The sequence below is a fragment of the Clostridium sp. 10cd* genome (genome assembly GCF_044336395.1).
Classification (GTDB): domain Bacteria; phylum Bacillota_I; class Bacilli_A; order Erysipelotrichales; family Erysipelotrichaceae; genus Clostridium_AQ; species Clostridium_AQ innocuum.
On record NZ_CP172347.1, the window covers coordinates 3,644,322 to 3,661,918 of the forward strand.

The 17,597-nt window shown below is 45.7% G+C and carries 20 protein-coding genes; all 20 read right to left on the reverse strand.

Annotated elements, in window-relative coordinates:
- Positions 1-62: 62 nt before the first annotated feature.
- On the reverse strand, positions 63-740 hold the full coding sequence (locus tag ACG3M1_RS18080) for a response regulator transcription factor (RefSeq protein WP_008818800.1): 678 nt from the start codon (positions 738-740) through the stop codon (positions 63-65).
- A gap of 504 nt (positions 741-1,244) precedes the next feature.
- Complete coding sequence (locus tag ACG3M1_RS18085; protein WP_021421150.1) at positions 1,245-1,907, reverse strand: GntR family transcriptional regulator; 663 nt, start codon at positions 1,905-1,907, stop codon at positions 1,245-1,247.
- 21 nt (positions 1,908-1,928) lie between these two features.
- A complete protein-coding gene (locus tag ACG3M1_RS18090) occupies positions 1,929-3,014 on the reverse strand; it encodes a DUF871 domain-containing protein (RefSeq protein ID WP_009587680.1) in 1,086 nt (361 codons plus the stop codon).
- A 34-nt stretch (positions 3,015-3,048) separates the two neighbouring features.
- Entirely contained in the window at positions 3,049-3,519 is a 471-nt protein-coding gene (locus tag ACG3M1_RS18095; RefSeq protein ID WP_021421149.1) for a DUF3284 domain-containing protein, read from the reverse strand.
- 216 nt (positions 3,520-3,735) lie between these two features.
- Positions 3,736-3,957, reverse strand: a complete 222-nt coding sequence (locus ACG3M1_RS18100; protein ID WP_008818795.1) for a hypothetical protein — start codon at positions 3,955-3,957, stop codon at positions 3,736-3,738.
- A 31-nt stretch (positions 3,958-3,988) separates the two neighbouring features.
- On the reverse strand, positions 3,989-4,300 hold the full coding sequence (locus tag ACG3M1_RS18105) for a PTS lactose/cellobiose transporter subunit IIA (protein ID WP_009587753.1): 312 nt from the start codon (positions 4,298-4,300) through the stop codon (positions 3,989-3,991).
- Between the two features lie 75 nt (positions 4,301-4,375).
- Positions 4,376-5,797, reverse strand: coding sequence for a PTS sugar transporter subunit IIC (locus ACG3M1_RS18110; RefSeq protein WP_002607634.1), 1,422 nt, complete (start codon positions 5,795-5,797; stop codon positions 4,376-4,378).
- Positions 5,798-5,889: 92 nt separating this feature from the next.
- On the reverse strand, positions 5,890-6,192 hold the full coding sequence (locus tag ACG3M1_RS18115; protein ID WP_008818792.1) for a PTS sugar transporter subunit IIB: 303 nt from the start codon (positions 6,190-6,192) through the stop codon (positions 5,890-5,892).
- 485 nt (positions 6,193-6,677) lie between these two features.
- A complete protein-coding gene (locus ACG3M1_RS18120; RefSeq protein WP_009270948.1) occupies positions 6,678-7,175 on the reverse strand; it encodes an MGMT family protein in 498 nt (165 codons plus the stop codon).
- A 125-nt stretch (positions 7,176-7,300) separates the two neighbouring features.
- On the reverse strand, positions 7,301-7,777 hold the full coding sequence (locus tag ACG3M1_RS18125) for a cupin domain-containing protein (protein WP_009587719.1): 477 nt from the start codon (positions 7,775-7,777) through the stop codon (positions 7,301-7,303).
- A 301-nt stretch (positions 7,778-8,078) separates the two neighbouring features.
- A complete protein-coding gene (gene dhaL, locus ACG3M1_RS18130) occupies positions 8,079-8,723 on the reverse strand; it encodes a dihydroxyacetone kinase subunit DhaL (protein ID WP_395814387.1) in 645 nt (214 codons plus the stop codon).
- A complete protein-coding gene (locus ACG3M1_RS18135) occupies positions 8,723-9,733 on the reverse strand; it encodes a dihydroxyacetone kinase subunit DhaK (RefSeq protein WP_100933701.1) in 1,011 nt (336 codons plus the stop codon). The genes dhaL and ACG3M1_RS18135 overlap by 1 nt, the downstream gene beginning before the upstream one ends.
- 13 nt (positions 9,734-9,746) lie before the next feature.
- Entirely contained in the window at positions 9,747-10,196 is a 450-nt protein-coding gene (locus ACG3M1_RS18140; RefSeq protein WP_008818787.1) for an RpiB/LacA/LacB family sugar-phosphate isomerase, read from the reverse strand.
- A gap of 129 nt (positions 10,197-10,325) precedes the next feature.
- Complete coding sequence (locus tag ACG3M1_RS18145; protein ID WP_161129425.1) at positions 10,326-11,240, reverse strand: cupin domain-containing protein; 915 nt, start codon at positions 11,238-11,240, stop codon at positions 10,326-10,328.
- Between the two features lie 16 nt (positions 11,241-11,256).
- Complete coding sequence (locus ACG3M1_RS18150; protein WP_008818785.1) at positions 11,257-12,282, reverse strand: PTS fructose transporter subunit IIC; 1,026 nt, start codon at positions 12,280-12,282, stop codon at positions 11,257-11,259.
- A 37-nt stretch (positions 12,283-12,319) separates the two neighbouring features.
- Entirely contained in the window at positions 12,320-12,622 is a 303-nt protein-coding gene (locus ACG3M1_RS18155; protein ID WP_035303171.1) for a PTS fructose transporter subunit IIB, read from the reverse strand.
- A gap of 35 nt (positions 12,623-12,657) precedes the next feature.
- Entirely contained in the window at positions 12,658-13,140 is a 483-nt protein-coding gene (locus tag ACG3M1_RS18160; protein ID WP_002607644.1) for a PTS sugar transporter subunit IIA, read from the reverse strand.
- 21 nt (positions 13,141-13,161) lie between these two features.
- Positions 13,162-14,034, reverse strand: coding sequence for a class II fructose-bisphosphate aldolase (locus ACG3M1_RS18165; protein ID WP_008818784.1), 873 nt, complete (start codon positions 14,032-14,034; stop codon positions 13,162-13,164).
- Between the two features lie 32 nt (positions 14,035-14,066).
- Positions 14,067-14,927: a sugar phosphate isomerase/epimerase family protein gene (locus tag ACG3M1_RS18170; protein WP_054344189.1), complete on the reverse strand. Its 861-nt coding sequence runs from the start codon at positions 14,925-14,927 to the stop codon at positions 14,067-14,069.
- Between the two features lie 15 nt (positions 14,928-14,942).
- Positions 14,943-16,901, reverse strand: a complete 1,959-nt coding sequence (locus ACG3M1_RS18175) for a BglG family transcription antiterminator (protein ID WP_002607647.1) — start codon at positions 16,899-16,901, stop codon at positions 14,943-14,945.
- Positions 16,902-17,597: the final 696 nt, after the last annotated feature.

Below are 17,597 nucleotides of genomic sequence, written 5' to 3' on the forward strand. Positions count from 1 at the left end.
AATCACTTACATTGACATTCGTTAAACTCTTTGTAGCTAATTCCTGCGTGGATCCTCCCATATCAGCAGGCATGCCGCAGTTTTGCCCCGCTTTGAAGATACCATATCGCCAGCTGCGTACGATCTCTGAGCTGCAGCTTCTCCAGAATGATACTTAGATAATTTCGTATCGTTCCCTCTGTAAAAATCATCTTTTCAGCGATTTCACGATTGGACATCCCCTTTGCTATGGCATTGATGATATCCCACTCCCGTGCACTCAGCTTCCTTACACACTGATTCACGCGCTTATGGTCCTGGTTCTCCATCTTCAGCCCTTTTTCAGTATGCATCATATGAATCATTTTTGCACCGACATACGGATTCAGAACACTGCCGCCCTCCATTGTGGTTTCGATGGCATATTTCAGCTCACCGAGTGAAACCCCTTTGAGGATATAACCGTTGGCACCATAGGCAAGTGCCTTCATTACATATTCATCATCAACAAAGGTTGTTAAAATCAGAACACGGACATTCGGATATTTCTCTTTCACGATACGTGTGCATTCCACACCGTCCATAACCGGCATACGAATATCCATCAGGATCATATCAACACGCTTTATCTCCAGATGCTGCAATACCTCTTCCCCATTTCCTACAACAGTAGTCACTGCAAACCCCTCGATAGAGTCCAGAATGATTTTCAGGCTCTCGCGAATTAACTGCTGATCCTCAGCTATCATAATCTTTGTCATGCTCTTTCCCTCTCGCTATCTCAAATAGTATACATTTATGTATAGCTTGTTTTTTAGGCAATATGGTCGTATAATGCACAAAAAAACAGCAAAAGCTGCTGTTTTGTACGTATTTCATAAAGTATAAGTAAATGAATACCTACGCCCAAACCGGTGATCCACTCCGGGTTATGAGCTACTGATTTTTCAATCATTCCACTGACAGCCATCACCGTTATAGGTAACACATCGGATACTTCCCTTTGTATATCCGATTGCTATCGCATACTCTCCTATGCTGTTTCGATCCAATACCTCCTTCCTTACTCATCAGGCATTACGGCGTATTATGTTTTATCACTTCCTATTTTAATGCGCTTAAAGGTAGACGTCAATTAACATTTGTAATCGGTTACAGAAGACAGCTTTATTTGCAGATGCTGCGTCATACTCCCATCACATATTCCATATACGAATCCGTGTATAAAAAACACCCGGCTGGGCTACCGGGTGCGTCTCATCATATTATAAGGTAATTTCTATCACATTTTCGAAAGGGTTATTATAAGCACGGACATAAACGAGCGGTTTCCCGCTCATACTACTGATTACTGACTCCACACGGATGATGGGAGTGTTCATCTTGATTTTCAGCAGATTCGCAAACTGAACCGGAACCAGCATGGGTATGAACTTTTGCGTAACACGTCCGTTTTTTACATAATCGTTCATATCCAGCAGATTTTTCAGATTTTTCATATCTGCATCGGATATCTGGTTTCGAATAAAGAAGATCTCCTCAACGCTGGTCGGCTTGGAATTGACGGTATTCAGCCGAACAACGCTCAACACCTGATCATCCTGATCGATTTCCAGTATCGGTGCAATGTCTGCGGCATCCTTTACATTAAAATACATGACGATGAACTCGCTGATTTCTTCCTGCAGCATTTCCGCAGCTGTATTCTTCTTCAGCAGCTTGCGGTCTGCGACAAAGGTTCCCTTGTTTTTATCGCGGTAGAGGAAACCCTCCTCAACAAGCTCATCGATTGCTTTACGCACAGTCATACGGCTCGCATCGAAGCGAACCGCCATGTCACGTTCTGAATCAATAGGTGAATTGGCAGTCTTATCTTCAATTTCCTGCATAATTAGGTCTTTGATTTTCCGATAGATAGGAGTTGCCATAGTTTCACCTCTTTCCTGATACTAGCGCATGAAGCCGAAGGATTTCCATGGTTTGATATAATCCAGCAGCATGTTCTCATCCTCCGGTATATGACCGATGACATTTTTTCTTCCATCATTCGGCATATCCTTCAACACAATATGCAATTCTCCTTTATAACGGGAATATTCATCATTTACAATGACGACATCACCACGTTTTAAATCTCTTGTATTCTTTGGCGGAACGCTTTCTTTAGCGTAGGTAACACGCGGCATGGTGCTTCTCGCCATATACTCGCTCATATCTCCACGAACAAAATGCGGGTGCTCGTAAAGGATCTTTTCTTCTGTCGGGTGAAGATCCGCTTCAAAATCAATCTTAAAGGTAAGCTTACCGGGATCAATTTTTGAAAGCGTAGAGAGCTCTTCCTCACTCGCATAAGCATTTGCGATGATGACATCATCCACCAGTCTTGTGGCAAACAAATGTCTTGCCTGCACATCGATTGGCAGGTCACGGTGTATTTCCAAAGTACACAGACCCTCATTCACCGGCCATGGGCCATAGGTTCCCTCTTCCTGAGAGGATACGAAGGCAGCGACTTTAATATTCAAATCCTTAATGTCCTGACTGCATTTTTCAAAATGCTCATAGCTGATTCCGCTGTAGCGCTGCGGATAAAAGTTATGACAGGTGATGATATTTTCCAGCTTTGGATAATGGCTCATAATATTGTCCAGATATTTCGTACCCAGACTTGCGTTGATTTCGATTTTCAAATTTTGTGGATTATAGGTCATCAAAGCTTCCTTCAATGAATCAAATCCTTCATCCAGACGAATACCGTCGGCATGCATCTCTGCGAAAAATGACAGATCATCATAAGAAACATGCAGCTTCTCAAATACAAACGGCGCAACATCCAGGATGACTTCCATTCCATAGGAATGTGCGTGGTCGATCAATTCTCTGAATTCCGCAAGGATTTCCTCGCGTTCCTTATCTACACTCAGCAGGCAGGTAAAGATTCGTTTGAATCCGTATTTTGCGGCAAGTGTCACATATGCTTTATCTTTCTCCAGAGTTGAATGCTCCGGATAAAGAGAAATTCCTAATCTAGCCATGATTAGCTCCTCCTTTGACAAGCAGCCAATACTATTACGATTCGGTTGCTTCTGACTTCTCTTTTGCTTCGTTCTGAATGTAGCTTTCCATGTTACGCAGCAGCTTAACTGCCTTCTTTTTTGCCCCGCGGTTATAGAAGAAGGACATGATTTTAAAATTCACGCTCTTCGCTCCGCTGGCTCCGGAAAAATCTTCCATATACGTTACACCGATATGATCTTCATCCAGCTGTTCAATTTCATAGGAAATTGTATTGATACCCTGACTGCTTTCGAATTTCGCCTTGTAATTCCGCGGAGCTTCAAAATCCGTAATCGTGACCTTGACCTTTCCTTCACGCTTCATCTTGTTTTTCATATCCTTCGTGTAGGAAAACCCTTTGTGAATCTGCTTCGGTCGAATATTCTTACCCGTTGATGCTGTGATATCGTATGCAATTGACTCTGCGATTTTATCGAAAAAAACATCCGCATTCACATACAATTTTTCTTCTACTTTGATCATGTGCTTCTCCTTTTATTTCTTTTTAACGTTCTTTTTGTCCTTGTATACCATAAAGGCTCCCAGACATAAAACAGTGACACCACAAATACAATACAATATTTTTTGTGAAAAGTCATTATAAGTTTGAGAATACATCATGATGATGCAGCCGATTGTTACAGCAAATAAGCCCCAGCGTGTCATAAATATCACCTTTTTCCTATGTTGTTCGCTTTTTTATTTTGTAGTTACCTGAAAGTACATTACGCTACCGATTGGTGTAGCCTTGATGGTTTTCTTGGCGATTGCACATGCCTTGTCAAGATCCTCTGTGTTTACGTGAAATGCAAGCTTGATTCCCGTTTTTCCCTCATATTTGAAGCTGACGCCTTCCTCCGTTGTCTTCTCCAGCAGATCAATAATAAATTCCTGATTTAATCCGCAACTGATGTATATCATTCTGTTCACCTCTTGTTTCCCTTATTTTTAATTACTTTTTGATTTCCTTATATAAATCCATGAATTCCTGAGACAGGATTTTAAATGCCTCCGCACTCATCAGCTGATCCTCAGCATGTGTCAGCAGCAGCGTCATCTGTGTGGCTTCCCCGCCGGCTTCCTGCTGAATCAGCTTTGCATGGGAATGGTGTCCCTCGGTGAAGGATTCATCCCCCTGCTTGATAAGCTCCTGTGCCTGCTCGAAATTTCCGGCTTTCGCTTCCTGAATGGCTTCGATGTAAAGTGAACGTGCCATTCCCACGCTAGAGATAATTTCAAAACAGATCAGTTCTAAACCTTCCATATTGTCCTCCTTATAGTAAGCAAGGGAAGAGTAAATATCCTCTTCCCTTTCTATTTACTTTTGTTGCTATAGTTTTTATTCTTCTACGTTGTTCATTCTGTTTGCAACGATAACAAACGGAATCCAGCAGAGCACTGCTACAACCAGGTTGATTGCGGCGATAACTCCGGCCATCAGACTACCACCTGTTGCCAGGATTGCATAGATTACTGGTGGAACTACCCAAGGTACTGTGATGAATACCGGTGGGATCAGTCCGGAAGCTGTTGCAAGATAAGCGATTGTTGCCAGAATAACCGGTGTAATCAGCCAAGGAATAAAGTAGATAGGGTTTAATACGATTGGCAGACCGAAGATAACCGGTTCGTTGATGTTGAAGCAGCCCATTGGCAGACTCAGTTTTGCTACTGCTCTTGCATCGTCTCTCTTGGAGAAGATCATGATGGCAATCAGCAGTGCAATGGTACATCCGGAGCCACCCATCCATACAAAGGCATCGAAGGAACCACGTGTCCATACGAACATTTGGTCAACAACATCATTCAGTGATTTTCCTGCAGCCATAGCAGTATTGTAGATGTTTGTATTGTCGTTCAGCAATGGAATATATCCACCGTCCAGAATTGGAGCCAGTACGTTTGGTCCGTGCAGACCGAAGAACCAGAATACCTGTACAGCAAATACAAGAATGATGATAGCGCCAAGACCCTGTGACAGGTTCTGGAATGGAATCTGCAGATACTGGTTGATCAGCTCAGGCAGACCGTTTCCTAAGAATTCTGTACATAAGAACTGAATGATACCTGCAGTGTAGATAGCGATGGTACCCGGAATAATTGCAGCGAATGCTTTGGATACTGCTGGTGGTACCTGCTCAGGCAGCTTGATGGTAACTTTCTTAATCATCAGTTTCGCATAAATGATAACAGAAACCAGACCGATAATCAATGCAGAGAACAGACCACCGGAGTTTGTCCAAGCATATGGCAGGAAGCCCCAGCCGGTAGCATTATTCAGTAATATAGCATCTTTCGTGTCATTCAACGCAACATCCAGTCCTGCACTCTTTAATGTGTTCAGTGCATCAACTGCAACATCAGGAAGCTGATAGTTGAAGGTAGCGCTCTGTGCTAAGATCGTAACGAAGGAAGCCAGTGCAACAAGACCTCCAGCAAGCGGGTTCACATCATAGGCCTTAGCCAGATGGTAACCGAAGGAAAATGCAAATGCAATGGCCAGCATTGCCAGTGTTCCCCACCATACATTTCCGTTGATTCCAATCAGCCACTGGAATGTTTCTGCAATATGCCAGTCCGGCAGATAATTGTTTGGCAGATCACGGAAGAATACGTTTAATAATGTAGCGACAGCACCTGCCATGGTAATTGGCATGATACCGATGAATCCATCACGAATCGCTACCAGATGTTTCTGAGAACCGATTTTCGCCGCAATCGGCACAAAATGTTTCTCCATCCACGCTGTGAATTTTTCCATTTTTCTTTCTCCTCCTAAAAATGAATTATTTTACACTGTCCGGTAAAAGGAGCCACCTGTTACCGATAGTGACAATGCCATTGTGAGGGATTTTACATCCCAAGAAGCTTTAACGCCTGTTCCAGAACCTTCGCTCCGTTCATGGTGCCGTATGCCTGCATGTCGATGACTGCAACCGGTTTTCCTCCTGCAATCGCCTTCATTTTGGATTCCAGGAAACGAACCTGAGGTCCCAGAAGCATAACGTCCATTTTTTCTACATTGTTGACAGCATCCGCATCACCGACAGCCCATATTTCTGCTTCGATTTTTTTCTCTGCCGCTGCTTCCTGCATTTTCTTAACCATCATACTGGTTGACATTCCTGCAGAGCATACAAGTAAGATATTTGTCATGAGTTTTACCCCTTTCTAGTGGTCTATACCACTTGGTACACTCATATGATACAACACCCCTTTAAATAATGCAAGCGTTTTCTTTCTAAATTTCTAATTTTTTCTGTTCAAACGCCGCAGACAATCTCTGAAAAAAGCAAATAACCCTTTATTTATCGCATTATTTCCACTTTTTATTTTTTAACACAATTTGTGATTGCTGTTGCAGTCTTGTGATATTTTTTTATGAAACCGCTTATTCTTATGGTTTATACCATGGTCCAAGTGGTCTAATCCACATGGTTTTAAGCTTATACCATATAGTACAAGGATGAAGATGTGGAAGCAGCGGACAAGCATAGCTGAAACGCACTTGTTTACAGCGCTTTTTCCCTGCACAGAGCAAAAAAAAGACAGCAGATCCAATACATGCCTTACCTGCTGTCCGTGAAAATCATCCTCTTGTCCATCCCTGCTGCTGTTAGCGCATATCCTTCCTATAAGTATCAGGAAGCCTGCTCGCCTTGTGTGAAATCAAAGAGAGCATTTTCATAATCCTTTACAAAATAACGGATATTTTTTCTTCCCCTGCAAATTACCGTATGGCCCTCCGCCTCCAGTTTTTCCTTCTGCGCACTCACACCTCCGGGATATTTGGCATTCAGCTCTCCGTTAGCCTTCAGCGTTCTCCAGTAGGGGGTTGGATCATCCCTTCGCTGAACACTTGCCCATGCCGCAATGGAAACGAAAATACCGGCAGTGATCGGCTCCGTAAAATCCGCATGACTCACTCGTGCGAAATAATCACGAAGCTCCCCGACAGTTGTCACCTTGCCGAAGGGTACTCTGCGCATAAGCGTGTCATAGTCGATAGGCGGTGCAAAATACATACGACTGCCTCCGTACTTTTTAATGCTTTCGGTATCTGTAATGATTTTCATCTTTGGCATATCCTTGCTGTCATGCAGCATAGCGTTGAAATCCTTTTTGTCTTCATTTGCCATGGTTGCCACCTCCTGCACTAAGCATAATACGTTTTCTTTCTGCATGCAATGAGACGGTTTCACAAATACAATACATAACGCTCCATGATTCATCCGTTATTGCATAGGGTGTAAACGATGAGCTTTTACAATGTCCCTGATTCATCCGCATTGGGTTCTGTTGTCCATTCCTTGTTAAAATCAGATCCGCTTATGATTCTTCGCTGCCCGTTTGACTTCAAAAGATACATATCTTCATCAGGATAATAACAGGTATCCTCCTGCTCTACCGTCCCTATGTCAAGTAGTATCAAATCGGTATCGCCAAAATTGTATATGGAATGCGCAATATTCTGTCCGGAGGGCTTTGCGAAAAAATCACCCTTTGTAACAGGACAGCTTTTATCATTCAGCCGCACAGTCCCATTTCCGGATAGAACAAGAAAGAACTCCTCCTGCTGGGAATGGCTGTGATACTTTGTGCTGAAGCTTTCCGGCGGAATTCGATCAATGTTCACATACAGCCGTTCGCTGCCTGCGGCTGCACCAATTGCTTTTGTAATGAGTCCATGCGTGTCCTGCGATATAAATTCCTCTGCTATTTGATCCATATGCTGTATCATTATTTTCCATTCTCCTTTATCTTACCGCCTATTCAGAAAGCGCTGTTTGCCGTCATTCTCCGTAACGGCAGAATCGCAGGCATGACATATGCCATCAGAACGAATGCAGAGCTGCTAAATCAGTCATTTTCCTTCCTATCCATGTATACAGACAGCCTTTGCTATGGCGATGTTCCACAGTCATATGATAACATCCCTGTCTTCTTCATGCAAATCCGATAATCCGTTTGCGCTGCTTTCATTGCTATGCAAAGAAAAAGATACAGACCTCACATAACGTGATTCTGCATCTTTCCCGCTGCTATTTCTCTAGGATATCCGTGCACATCTGATGCGCCATCGTCGTTAGAATGATACAGCAGCTCGTCGCTCCCGCATCCAGATAACCGCGGCTTCGCTCTCCCAGTCTTGCTGCTCTTCCAATCTTTGCCACAAGCTCCTTTGTGTGTTCCCTGCCTGCCTCGGCTCCCTCCTGCAGCGCACACAGACATGCCGCATAGCTTCTGCTTTCCTGCATCGCCTGCTCATATGCCCTTATCGCCGGTGCAAGGGTGTCGATCAGTGTTTTATCGCCTTCCTTTGCCCCTGCCAGCTCCTGCAGTCCCTGTAAGGCATCCTGCAGGGCTTTTAGGAATACCTCCTTTGTGAGCTTCTCTTCCTGTTTGCACGCTCTTGCAATTCTTGAAAACATCGTTCCGTAGATCGGACCCATGCTTCCTCCGATATCCATCACCAGCGTCCGCGAGATCGTCTTCATGCTCTCGGAAAAGCTCATATCCGCACGAAGCCGCTCCCTCGCCATCAGAAACCCCTTGTTCATATTGACTCCGTGATCCCCGTCTCCGATTGCACCGTCGATCTCACTCAGATATGCTGCATTCTCGTGGATCGCTTCACATATCGCTTCCGCTATCTTCACATTCTTCTCATTTCGGATATATTCCATCACGGTCTCCTCACCTGTGTCAGTCCCACACATGCACAATCCATATCCAGACATTCTTTCAATTCTTCATCCAGCTTCATCATCGTCAGCGTTACACCATTCATCTCCAGTGACGTGAAATAGTTCCCCACATACGAACGGTATACCCGGATACCTGCCTGCTGTAACAGCTCCTCCACCTCATGATAGAAGATATACTGCTCCATGACAGGCGTTGCCCCCAGACCGCTCACCAGTACCGCCACCTCATCCCCGCTTTGAAACGGTACATCGCGGATGACCATATCCACCATCTCCTGTGCCATCTGCTTCGCGGACCCCAGCGGTTTTACACATACGCCCGGCTCTCCGTGATGTCCGATTCCAAACTCCATCGTTCCCGGCTCGATCTGGAAGTTCGGCTTTCCGTTTGCCGGTATTGTACACGGTCCCAGTCCGACACCCACGCTTCTTGTATTCTCGATTGCCTTTTGTGCGGCAGAGATGACCGCATCCAGATCAGCTCCCTGTGCCGCTTTCGCTCCGCCGACCTTCCATAGAAAGATTTCCCCCGCCACACCTCTTCGCTTGGTGATGTCTTCCTTCGGCGCACTTGCCACATCGTCATTCGCCACTACGGTTCTTACCTCGATGTCATCATCCTCTGCAAGCTCCATCGCCATCTTCACGTTCATATTATCTCCGGCATAATTGCCATACAGCACTGCCACTCCCATGCCCTGATCCACCGCACGGATACTGTCATAGAAGCTCTTGGCTGTCGGTGAGGAAAAGATTTCCCCCACAGCGACCGCATCTGCCATATGTTCTCCGCAGTAGCCGATGAAGGCCGGTTTATGTCCGCTCCCTCCTCCGGTTACGATACCCACCTTTTTCTGTTTATTGAAGGAATTGCTGATGACGACTCTGGGATTTTCTTCATCCACATGGATGATATCCCGATGACATTTCGCAAATCCCTTCAGCATATCCTCTACGACCATGTTGGGATTATTGATGATTCTCTGCATTCCCTGCACCTCCTTATCTTCTGTATTCCTGTTCGATTTCCATGATACGTGCCACCTTTTCAGCACTGGCACCGCCGGCAAAGCTGCATTCCAGCCAGCGTTCCACCAGCAGCCTTGCATATTGCGCTGCTATGACTCTTGCTCCCATGCACAGCACCTGACAGTCATTGGATTTGATGCTGCGCTCCACAGAGAACAGATCATGTCCGACCGCCGCACGGATACCGGGAATCTTATTGGCAGTGATCGCCATACCGATACCGGTCCCGCACAGCAGGATACCGCGTTCACAGCTTCCATCCGTGATACATGCGCACAGCTTTTGCGCAATGTCCGGATACAGGGACGGCGCTTCATGATAGACCCCGATATCCTTCACCTCATGCCCCAGCTGTATGATAGTTTCCTTCATTGCTTCCTTCAGGCGGTATGCCGCCTCATCACATCCGATTACCAGCTTCATAAGTGCTCCTTTCCTCCCTGCGAGTTGCCCGCAAGTAACATCCGTTTATCTCAATATATCCTATCCTTTGCTCCTCTGCCGGATAGGAAGAAAAGCCGCAAGCGATTCACTCACGGCCTTCCCTGCCAGCTACAGCTTCGTGATTGCGAAAACCGTTTTTACCGGATGATTTTCAAAGTTCACCAGCTGATACTTCACTCCTGACGGGATAAAGAAGGTATCCTCCGGCTCCAGTACGAAGCTTTCCTCCAGATCGACCAGATTGACTGTTACCGGGCCCTCTACACAATACAGTGCCGCATCCCCTTCATGAATATCCGGATCGGAGCATCTTGGTCCATAGCCGCCTGCCGGCAGTATGAATTCCCCAAAGTGACCGTAATCATTGCTGGTGATGAAACGCATCAGCATCGGATGCTTGGTTCCATGCACATTGTTCAGCTTTTCAAAATCCCGGACCGCATAGACCGCACCGGTTTCTCTTGCTTCTTTGGGATCTACCGGCCATGCACCGATATCATCCGTACAGCCCTGACGGGAGATATCCTGAATCCTTCCACGCATATCCGGAAGTGTATCGTTGTTTGGTCCCTTATAGAACTTCGTTTCCTCATCGCTTGGAATCACAGCAGGCGGAATCGACTCACTCCATGCCTTCGGTGTGATGAAATACAGGATCCTTGCCTTCTGATCGGAGAAATTGTGACAGCAGTGCCATGCACCCTCCGGCATGAACAGCCCTTCTCCAGTTTCCAGATAAGCAAACTGTCCGTTTCCGCTTCGCTGTACGACCGGACCGTTCAGGATGTAATAGGATTCATCACCGGGATGGATATCCAGCGGTGCAAAGACACCGCCCGGACCCAGCTCATAGATACCGAGCATGAAGGTATCCGTCGTAACCATCGTAAAGGTATTGTCAGAGGTAAATGCATTGTTGGGTGGATACAGCGCTGTGGAATACTCGCTCTTGCGAATCAGCGTCGGTTTCTTATCCTCTACTTTAAAGGGGAAATTCCCCATGATATCAAATAGTTTTGCCATAGTCCTGTGTCCTTTCCTATTCTTCAGCTTCTACTGCAGGCTTACGCAGCAGGATCAGTAAAGCTGCACTGACTGCGCCGGCAATCAGAAGTGCTACAATAAACAGAAGTGCGTTATTCAATGCGAACAGTACAAACAAGCCGCCATGCGGTGCACGCATGGTCAATCCGAATACATAGGATAATGCACAGCCTACTGCGGAGCCTGCCATCAGAGAAGGAATCACCGTCAGTGGATTTGCGGCCGCAAACGGAATGGCGAATTCGGTGATCATACCGAATGCTCCGGCAAACAGACCGGGTACCGCTGCACGTTCCTCCTTTGTAAATTTGTTTTTTGCGACCAGTGCCGCAACCGCGATTGCCAGCGGAGGTGCCATACTGCCGATAAAGTTCGCTGCCATCGGCATGTAGTTTCCGGCATCCATAGCAGCAAGCGCGAAGGCATAGGCAACCTTATTGCAGGGACCACCCATATCAAAGGCAAGCATACAGCCCTGGATGATACCCAGCAGGACAAGATTTCCGGTTCCCAGAGAGTTCAGCATATCGGTTAAAGCCGTTGTTAATGCGGATAGCGGTGTACCAATAACGTATACCATGATCAAACCGATTGCCCCTACCCCGATGATTGGAATAATCAGTGTTGGCAGCAGTGATTTCAATGCCATCGGCAGATTGATTTTCTTTAACAGATTCACAAGGTAACCGGCAATGATACCTGCAATCAGGGCACCAAGGAAGCCGGACCCCTGCATATCCGCAAGTGCACCGCCGACCATACCGACAGCAATACCGGGCTTATCCGCAATGGAATAGGCGACATAGGCACCCAGAACCGGCACCATTAAGGCAAATGCCTTTTTTCCTAACCAGAAGATGGTTGAAGCGAAGTTCCCATATTCTTCCACGGAATTGGGAATGTCATAACCGCCAATGGCGAAGCCCAGAGCAATCAGTATTCCTCCGGCGATAACGAATGGCAGCATATAGCTAACACCTGTCAACAGTGCCCCTTTTATTTCACTAAGTTTTTCTTTCATGACTTTTTTCGTCCTCCTAAATAACATACTGTATGAATTATTTCAGTGTTTCGAAAATGATATCCGGCTTCTGAATCACCTGATGCGGTGTATGTCTGACAATCTTATCCTTATAAGCGTCAAAGCGTTCTGCCTTACTGATTCCCACGTCATTGGCAAAAACGATCAGGTCTGCCGTCTTGATATCCTTTTCCGAGAGCTTGTTTTCAATCCCTAAAGCTCCCTGCATCTCCACCTTGCACGCATACCCCTTCTTTTTGCATTCCTTTTTAATAGCCTCTGCGGCCATATACGTATGAGCGATGCCGGTTGCACAGGATGTAATTGCAACAATTTTCATAAAATTCACCTTCCTTTCCGTTCCCATTGTGTTCCTTACGCACAATTCGATTGCAGGGTATTGATAGCCTGAATGATTTCTTCATAGCTTTGTGCATGCTCCAGTACTTCGATAAATTCTTCATGCGTCAACAGCCCGGCCAGTGTGGCAAGCACCCGCAGATACTGATCTGAGCTTTGATTAGCGGCAATCGCCAGCATGAAGACATAGCGTACATCGCCCTCCTCATCATGGGAGCAATAGCGGAATGTCTGCTTGCAGCGGCAGAAGCCTATCCCCGGTTTTACTACAGCATCGCATTTGCCATGCGGCAGTGCAATCATGTTTCCCATATAGGTGGAACCCAGGGTTTCCCTTTCCTCCAGCGCTTTGATATATTGCTTTGCATCTGTCACGATACCGGCTGCCTCGAATTTTGCGGCCAGTGTTTCAAACATGGTTTCCTTATCCGTAAACGGCTCGACATCCAGCAGAACGGTATCCCTGATCAAAACCTTCGATAAATTTACTTCGTTCATAACGATTCCTCACCCCCGGTGCTACTTTCCGTTTTTGAATACAGTCAGTACTCCCTTTGCATATTCTTTCATAAAGCGGTAGCTTTCCTCTTCCACCTCATGCCAGAAGGCTTTTCCATCCCGTTCGTTCAGGTATTCCTGGATATGCCTGCTTGCGGCTGTTGCCATGTAGCTGTAATAGTTGACCTTGGAACAACCTGCTGTGATCGCTGCACGTACCTGCTCTTCGTCTACTCCGCTGCCTCCATGCATGACCACGCGCGTTTCCTTCGGCATTGCAGCACGGATTGCCTTCACTCTCTCGATATCCAGTAGCGGCGGTTCCGCATAGATGCCATGCGCTGTTCCAAAGCACACCGCCAGTGCATCCACACCGGTTTCTCTCGCAAATTCCGCTGCCTGCTGTGGGTCGGTGAAGGTCTTTTTGATGCTTTCATGTGTCCAGCCAATGCTTCCTCCATGAGAGTCTTCTTCCGTGCTAGTCATAATACCCAATTCAGCTTCCACTGTGATGTTTAAATCATGAGCAATTTTCGTAAATTCCTTCAGCTTTGCCATGTTTTCTTCAAACGGCAGCGCACTCAGATCATACATGATGCTGGAAAAGCCACAGCGGATCGCACGCATGACGAAGCTGTAATCACTGCCATGATCCAGATGCACACATACCGGCACCTTTGCCTGCTTTGCATACTCCACCATCTTTGGACCAATGCTTTCCATGGGAATCAGTGGATCATGTACCTGCGCATGGTCGATAATGATCGGCACATTCAGCTCCTCAGCCGCATCCACAACCGCACGCAGTGTTTCCATATTCGGTGTGTTGATACAGCCGATGGCATACCCCTTTTCTTCTGCTTCCTTCAAGATTTCTTTCATGTTCACTAACATTTTCTATATATCCTCCTTAATATGTCTGCTGTTTATACGCCCAGCCCGGCGGCAATACGCTTTAAATTGGCTAATCCCTGTACAGCCAGCTCTTCTCCGGTATCCGCAAATTTACGCCATATGGCACAGTTCGCATTCAGTTCTTCAAAGCTTGGATCAAAGGATTCAATGACACAGGGTCCCTCATATCCGATGTCATGTAATGCTGTGAAGAATTCCTCCCACGGTACCAGTCCCGTTCCCGGGATACCGCGGTTGTTTTCACATACATGCACATAGCCCAGATACGCTTTTCCACACACTTCGGCCGCTTCCCTATAGCTGGTCTCCTCGCGGATCATGTGGAAGCAGTCCAGATGCACTGCCATGTTTCCGGTGCCAACCGCCTTGCAATAGCGTACGCCCTCCTTTGCAGTATTGATGAAGTGGGTTTCAAAGCGATTCACCGGCTCCACGCATATTCGCAGCTGCGGATGTGTTTCCTTCGCATACCGGGCAGCTTCACGCATCGCTTCCACAGAATGGTTCCATTCCTCATCCGTCTTCGGTTTCCCGCTCAGACAGCCCCAGCCGGCATAATTCACACCGCCGAGGATGGTACTGCCTAATTCTTTGTTGATATCCACCAGTCTTTTGAGAGCCTCCACCCCGTTTTTACGGATTGCCTCATCCGGAGAAATCAAATTCGTCTTTGCGTCCAGAGTCGTTGTTGTGACAACCTCCAGCTTCGTCTTTGCCAGCTCTGCCTTTACCAAAGCAGTAGGAAAGGTTTCCGGATGGGCAATGGCGATATCGATGGTAGAAAAGCCCAGCTCCTCCGCCTTGGTGATGACCCACAAATCCTTCTCTGAAAACACTTCACTCCAGATAAAGGTATCTACTCCAAATCTCATCGTATTCCTCACTTTCTATGCGGTGATTCCACTCTGCTGCAGAATCTCCCAGATTTCCATTTCATCCCTTGCATTCTTCAAGGCCTTGATATTTGATCGATCATCAATGAATGCATAGAATTGCTGGAAAAAGTTATATACTTCGGACTGCGTATTGAAATCAATGGCCATTAAAAATACAATCTCAATACGATCCTCGTATGTCCAGTTCATCGGACGCTTTAAACGCATGACAACAATGCCGCTTTTTTTCACATATGTCTTATAGCCATGCGGTACTGCAATACTGTTTCCAATAGAAGTCGGTGTTGTCTTCTCCCGCTCCCATATCTTCTTCTCAAAACCTTTTTTCACATATCCTTTTTCATAGAGCAGCTGACAGCCTCTGGATATGACATCCTCCTTTCGCTTGGCATTCACATCACACAGAATCAGCTTCGGATCAAACAGCTGGAAGGCTTCATCCCGATCCGCTACTTCCACATTCTGCTTCTCTGTAATTGCCCGGCTTATCTTTTCAAGATCGTCATCGCTGATTTCGCGACTGACAAGCAGGACATTTTTCTTCAGCTCCAGCGGTACGGTCGTAATAATCAATTCAAATTTAGTAATGGAGCTTTCCTTTATATCCTCATAATGCAGAATCTTGCTGATGGCCAGATTTTCCACATTGCGCATTATTTTATTCGCCTGATACTTGGATGTATGGAAATCGGCTGCCGAGATAAACACGGCATTGACCGGATGATCCGATTCATCGATTGCATTGTTGATCAGCATGACGATATAGGCGATATCATCATCCGTGAAGCTGATTTTCAGGCAGGATTCCACTTCCTCGATCGTTGTCAGCGTAATACCGTACAGGCTGGGAAAACGATGCTTGATATCCTGACGGAAATCGTACCGTTTGGATATGGCGAAGGTCTCCTGCGCCTTCTTTTTCTGGATAAAGAGACTCACATCATGGACAAGTCCCTCACTGATCACAAAGCGCTTGTTGGCGACGATTGCTTTGAGATGCTCCAGAAACTCCCTGGTAATCGCATCAAAGTATTCCATATTGATTTCATCATCCAGTCCATGGTTGCTGAAGACGATGAACTGAGCCGCCATGCATCGGATTTCCAGTCCCAGATAGGCCTGCAGACCGTGAATTGCCGTATCAAACAGATTCTTAGCGGCGGTGTATTGATCGTTATTGACATTCAGCTTGTTCATGATATTCTTTTCCACAATAACATTGCCCTTGCGAACTCTGCGCAGCGTCACGGCAACATATTCCATAAGCTGCCAGTAGTCGGTATCCGTGAATGTCATTTCCAGATCATCCTCCACATCCTTTAACAGCTCCTGCAGATACAGGATATCGAAGTCGTCATACATTTCCAGAAAGTAGTTATAGAATTTTTCTGAAATGCGGTAATCCATTCCCTCCGGCACCTGTTCACTGCCATAGATTTCATTCATGAACTCCTTATTATTCTCCAGAATCGCCTGTCGGATATTAAACTCTCCACCCGCCACACCGATTCCCATATTGCGCTTCTTCACAATTTTTAAATCAAATTTTAACAGCCACTGCTCCAGCACCTCCAAATCCTTTGTAATAACGTTGCGTGCCACGTTCAGTTCCTCGGCAAACAGCTGGATCGTATAGCTGGAATTGTATTCAAACAAGACATCCAGTATATATTTTTTACGGTAATTATAGGATGAGGAATGATCACTGTTCTCCTGTAGCAGCTGTAAAACAGCTTTTCGCTGATGATCATCCGCAGATAACCAGACACCCTTACCGGGGATGGAATTCAATAGGACACCTGCCTTCTGCAGTGTCTTCTTTACATAATCCAGATTGTGCTTGATGCTGCTTCTCGAAACACCGATTTCATTCGCAATCACGGACGTGGTGATCGGTTCTTTTTGTTCCAGCAGCAGTCGTATGGTTTTTTCTGTCATCCGGTCAATCACGAACGATTCCTCCCTTCGTTGTATGCGGTTTCTTTTGCACCTTTATCTTACCGTAAACGATTCAGAATTGCTATGCTTCATAAATTCGCTTTGTGCACCATCTTGGTGCAAATTGAAAGCGTTATCAGCATTTGCACCATACTTGGTTCTTTTTGAAAAATATGCAAAAAAGACTTGTTTTACCGAGATTATTTAATTTCATAAAAAAAACAGCTGTTGGATAACAGCTGCAGCTTTACTAATGTCGACTTAACTGAAGCAGAAAAACGGACAAGCTTGAAATGAAAACCTATAGATAAGGCATTCCCTGTTGCCATTTCGTAGGTTTTCACTTTCGCAAAGGTTTTATGAAATGTCGTTTTACTTACTATCGATAAATTTAACCAGAAAAATCTTATTGCATAGGACGAAGACTTTGTTATGTAGGATGCACAAAGACAATGATAGTATCCTTACGTATTTGGCTTTATCAATTCCTTAACCGCTTTGGGAAGCATTCCATACAAACGCTTGCCTGTGTGGTTTTCTTAATAAAAGAATGCTCTTGTAATGATGGTGTTTTCCGCTTTTTCTGGATAAAATCATTTTTTCAGATGTACTTTTTTCTTATATACATCGCCGCTATGACGGTGCCTGCCCTCTGTTATGGAAAGGGAATCAAACAGCTAAAGGAGTTGAAGCTATTATCCCGTCAGA